Source organism: Photobacterium sanguinicancri, from assembly GCF_002265265.1.
Taxonomy (GTDB): domain Bacteria; phylum Pseudomonadota; class Gammaproteobacteria; order Enterobacterales; family Vibrionaceae; genus Photobacterium; species Photobacterium sanguinicancri.
This window is the reverse complement of the sequence record NZ_NOIF01000245.1, coordinates 1-5,659: the sequence shown is the minus strand read 5'-3', so window position 1 is coordinate 5,659 and position 5,659 is coordinate 1. Positions and strand designations below refer to the sequence as shown.

Below are 5,659 nucleotides of genomic sequence, written 5' to 3'. Positions count from 1 at the left end.
GCTAAATACTATAAAAAACATTCCGTTAAGAATACTTCTTTCACTTTCATCTGTTTTTGCGATTGCTTGTTTTATTATAACGATACTAATAAGTCAGCAACTACTTTCAGAAGTTAAAAAGAATACGGCTATTGTCAGCGATTACATAGACTTCAATAGCACGATGAAAGAATTTCAAGATTTACAAGACGTTAGTAGAATGTCATCTATTTATGGCTTGGGTTTTTATGACCGCCTAGACGAGATGGTTAGTGTTAACGAAGCCAACTACAATAAGGTTCAACAAAGCTTTAATAGTTTAAAAAACTCAAACAATATTGCTTTAACACCTAATGCAGAATCAAATATTGAAAGTTTCATCATAAACTTTAAGCAATATGCTCATCAGTCAAATAACATAAGAAATACTCGTCAAAAAATTAACGCTTTATATGATGCAACCAGTTGGATTACGACAGATATTAGCCAAGCAGATGAAAACATTGCAAACAATCGTAGCCAAGACGATATTGAACTATGGACAAATAAATTATCAAACATGTCTAATATCGCAGGGTTAATGTTATTTGATATCGCTGAAGGAGTGAAAGGTCAAAGTAATGACGCCATCTTTAAAACATTAGTTCAAACACAAACACTGATTAAAGAACTTAAAACCTTCGCTCATTGGTCAGAAGCTGCGACTTTAGTAAATAATGCCAATAAATGGGAACAGCAAGTACAAGAGATCATTCACCTACAAGCTGAAAAAGATAAGTCAGTGAAGCGAATGATCGAAATTGGTGTAATCAATACCAAAATGATCACAGCACTTTCTCAAGAATCGGTAGACAATACCGAGCGTCTTGCAGAAAAAACGGAAGCTCTGCTTGATTCAGTTACCTCTAGCCAACTTATCGCCTCGGCAATTGCAATCATTTTGTCGTTATCAATCAGTCTGCTGCTGTCTAATGCTATTCGCGACATCATGAACACGCTGTATTTAACCGTGAAGAGCCTTGCTGAAGGTAAACTAACTACTCGCACTGATATCGAGGGTAAAAATGAATTAGGCATGCTCGGCGCAAGTCTTGATGAAGCTATTTCGCAACTCAACCAAACTATTCGTGCCCTTCGCGGTGTTGGTGATGAAGTCGCTACCTCTTCAACCGAGCTAGCAGCAGTAATGACACAAAGTGAAGTCAACGGTCGTGAACAGCAGCAGCAAGTAGAACAAATTACCCATGCAGTAACAGAGCTTTCAGCCGCCGCTTCACAGGTCGATGGTTACGCAAGAACCGCTGATGACAGCGCCCAACAAGCATTGGAAATGGGTGCTGAAGGTACCGCGATTGCCCAGCAGTCACGTGAACTATCACAAGAATTAACCCAACAACTGAACGAAACATCAGAGCAGGTGCTTGATCTAAATGAACAGAGCATCAAAATCAGTGAAGTTATTACTGTCATCGACAGCATTTCTGAACAAACCAATTTACTTGCCTTGAACGCAGCCATTGAAGCTGCACGAGCGGGGGAAAGTGGCCGTGGTTTCGCGGTTGTAGCCGATGAAGTACGTGTATTGGCAGCCAAAACACAAGAATCTACCCAGCAAATCCAAACTATTATCGAACAGCTGCAAAGCAAATCATCAACTGTAGTGACTGCCGTTAATAATAGCCTGAGTAAGGTAAAAGAGAATAACGAGATCGCTGAGCAAACGAGCCTACAAATTGAATCCATTACCCAAGCACTGCGCCATATTAGCGAAGTGAATGGTGATGTGACGGCATCGGTTGATGAACAGAGCCGTGCAATCTCGGACATCACTCTGAATATCAATAACATCAACGATATCATCAGCCAGAATGTAGCAGGTATCAGCCAAACAGCTGAAGCAAGTGGTCACTTATCGCAATTAGCGGAAGATCAGAGAAACCGTTTAAGTGAGTTTACCGTAACGAATAACTAAGCCTTTAACCGCTGAGTAAGCTCGATGCTTTCACTGAATAGCCATAAAAAAGAGGTGTACCTAGGTACACCTCTTTTAATATCTATGCTACTTGTTGTGTGAACGACAGATTTACAGCAGTGCCGCACCAACGAACAAGATAAGAATAGTAGCAACAAACACCATAACTACGAATGGCATAACCCACTTCAAGAAGCGTTCATACGGTATTTTTGCTAATGCCAAACCAGCCACTAAGTGACCAGCTGTTGGCGCAAAAATATTAATCCAACCACTTGCTGATTGGTAAGCGGTGATAATCAAATCACGGCCAATACCCGAGAAGTCAGCCAATGGTGCCATTAGCGGCATAGAAACCGTTGCAAGACCAGAGGTAGAAGGGATAAAGAAGCTCAATACGATATGAACCAGGTAAGTCACAATCACGAACACGCCAGATGACAAGCCCGTAACCATACCTTCAGCCCAGTTAAGAATAGTATCGATGATCACACCGTTATCCATAACAACGTAGATACCACGTGCTACGGCAACCACCAGCGCAACACCAATTAGGTCTTTTGCCCCTTCCATGAAGGTTTTGATGAAATCACCTTCAGACATGCGGTTGATAACAGCAATTAAAATCGCTGATGCCAAGAACAGAGTAGAAAGTTCATCGAACCACCACCACAATGTCGGAATGGCTGTGATGCCCATGTCTTCCCATGGAATAACACCGTAAATCATGACTAAGAATGCGCCGAAGAACACACTCATGGTCAGTTTTTGCTTGGTGGTGAATTCGCCGGTGTCTTCTTTCATGTGAGAGAATTCATCTTCAAATTCAATGTCCGCAAGCACAGATTTTGATTTATCCGCTTTCACTTGCGCGGCATAGCGCATAACAAACCAAGACGCTAAAACAATCAGCACGGTCAGTTGGATAACACGCAAACCGATACCATCACCAATCGGTAGGCCTGCAAAACCAGATGCGATACCTGTTGCAAATGGGTTTACTGTTGATGCCAATACCCCCACACCAGAACCAAGCAAGATGATCCCCGCGGCAACCATACGGTCATAACCAGCCGCAGCCATTACGGGTAAGATCACCGCCCAGAATGCAACGGTCTCTTCCGCCATCCCGTAGGTTGACCCCCCTAATGCAAACAAGGTGATCAAAACAGGGATCAGCATTTGCTCACGGCCACGGAATTTACGGACAATCGCCGCAACCCCTGAGTCCATCGCCCCAGTACGCATGGTAATCGCTAAGAAACCACCAATAACCAGCACGAATAGCGCCACATCAACGGCTTTATGGAAGCCTTTGATCGGTGCCATCAATACATCAATCACACCTTGTGGGGATGATTCAATTTCTTGATAAGAACCAGGAATAGGCAGTAAACGCTCACCCCCGTTGTAATCCAACACTTCGGCTGCCGGTATGATCTGATCCGTACCGTTCACCATGTAGTCATATTTACCTGCTGGCATAATCCATGTCAGCAAAGCCACTAAAGCGATAATAATGAACAAGATGGTATAAACCGTTGGCATCTTGAATGATTTTTTCGCATTTACTGGTTGGCTTTTTTCTGTTGCCGTTGTCATAGCTCTACTCCCTGTAGCTGATAAATGGCATTGGCATACACATTCATCGCTTTAAGCATGTCATCGATAATGAGGTATTCATTTGGCATGTGTTCAACTTTCTCGCGGCCAGGGAAAATCGCCCCGTACGCAACACAATTTGGCATAGCGCGGGCATAGGTCGCCCCACCAGAAGTCATTGGCTTACTTTCCATATCGCCACTGATATCTTGGTATGCTTTCATTAAGCTCTGGATAATTGGACTATCCGCTGGCATATAAAGGGACGGCAATACATCAAACTCTTCGTATTGCAGATCATACTGTTCACTGACCGCTTTGATGTCGTTGTCGTAATCGTCTTTACTGAAGGTAACAGGCACACGGATATCAATACCGCACTGGCTGTTGGTTTCATTAATCTCAAGCTGCGCCACATTGAAGGTTAATCGACCACTCACATCTTCTACAGAGCCAAAAATCTCTTTGGCATTCGCATCTTCACCCACTTGTTCAGCGATGAATCGCACCATAGGGTGCTCAACACCCACTTTGGCTAGCGCCATACATAAACGTGCAATCGCATTCACCCCTTTGGTGTCAGCAGATGCCGAGTGCGCCGCTTTACCAAAGACAGTCAGCTCATCATCTTCACAACTAAAATCAAATCCCATTTGATCAAGTGCAGCAACCAACTCTTCAAGTAAAGGCCCTTGATAACGAGCTAACTCAGGTACGGCGTTCAGTGCACCGCCACATTTAAGGCTAAGATCTACATCTCCACTGCACTTCAAGTAAGATTGGATCAACATTTTTTCAGCGTGGATCAGTGGGAAAGCAGAATCAGGTGTGAAGCCACATTGTGGAATTTCTTCTTTAGCACAGTAGCGGTCAATACAACGCCACAGTGTTTCTTCATCGGTACCAAAGATAAAACGTACTCGTTTAGTAAAAGCAACATCACAGGCTTGTAGGGCTTTCACTGCAAACATGGCAGCAATCGTCGGGCCTTTATCATCTTGGGTGCCACGACCGTATATACGACCGTCTCGGATATCTGCCGCAAACGGATCGGAATCCCAGGCAGAAAGTTCACCAACAGGCACAACATCAAGGTGGCCAAGCACCCCAATCATCTGCTCGCCCTGCCCTATCTCAGCGTAGCCATAGTAGCCTTCAGGATCTTTATAAGTTGAAAAGCCTAGGGTTTCACAAAATGCTAATGTCGCAGTCAGGCAGTCATCAATTGGCTGCCCAAATGGCGTATTACTCTCATCATCTTGATACACACTTGGCATCGACACTAAATGCTGGACAGCTTGAATATAATCATCTCGTAAGCCATCAATGTAATTAGCAATCTTGGTTTTCATCGTATCCCTCGTTTTTATGTCGAGGCGTCATCCACTTATCTGCATACTTGCTATTAAGCAGCATATTACTTCGACATTTAATTTTTGATCAGCACAAGATGCGTGATCGTTTTTATTAAGCCACACAATTCTGCTACAGCCACTCCAGCTAATCTGTGACAACTTTCACTGGTCGCACCATTAAGATGAGATAAGCGTCAAAATGTACGAAAAATATTCTAGTTTTGCTTACTGGGTAAAATATGTGTTAGAAAAATAAGCCATTACGACAACATTTTTAGCTCTGTCTTCTTGCTCCCCATTAGGCACAACTCACCCATTGAGTGCTAATGAGACATGTTGATGACAAGAGACTAGCGTTACTGTCTGAAGGGATGTAGAAACGAGAATACGCTCTTATGACGCATCAGATGATCTAATACATGAAGCAATTCCCAGCACATCAGAAATTGTTGAATTCTTACTACAAGCGACAAAAAGCGAATAAAAATCATACAATATCGATTATAGATCACACTTTGTAACAAAATAATGGATGGTAAGGTTACCCTGTATCATCCTTTTTACTTGTCTCAACAAAGATAAACGACATTTTTAACAAGGTATTGATTAATAATACAACTTTGTTTTAACAATCTCGTTGAAATCTTTGTTTCTATAAAACATCACTCACTTCTAGAAACCCGCATTTATTCTTACTATCTTATTGAAATTACGAAACTAACCCTAAAGTGTAAATTTCACCTTACGAAGG

At 42.6% G+C, this 5,659-nt stretch carries 3 protein-coding genes; 1 reads left to right on the top strand and 2 read right to left on the bottom strand.

Going from position 1 to position 5,659, the window contains the following annotated elements; genetic code table 11:
- The coding region (locus tag ASV53_RS22235) for a methyl-accepting chemotaxis protein (RefSeq protein ID WP_094958727.1) at positions 1 to 1,951 on the top strand (1,951 nt) is incomplete at its 5' end.
- Positions 1,952 to 2,062: 111 nt separating this feature from the next.
- Here ASV53_RS22235 and ASV53_RS22230 read toward each other — a convergent pair.
- A complete protein-coding gene (locus ASV53_RS22230) occupies positions 2,063 to 3,553 on the bottom strand; it encodes a YfcC family protein (protein WP_094958726.1) in 1,491 nt (496 codons plus the stop codon).
- Positions 3,550 to 4,905, bottom strand: a complete 1,356-nt coding sequence (locus ASV53_RS22225) for a M20 family metallopeptidase (protein ID WP_094958725.1) — start codon at positions 4,903 to 4,905, stop codon at positions 3,550 to 3,552. Before ASV53_RS22225 ends, ASV53_RS22230 begins: the two co-directional genes overlap by 4 nt.
- Positions 4,906 to 5,659 lie beyond the last annotated feature (754 nt).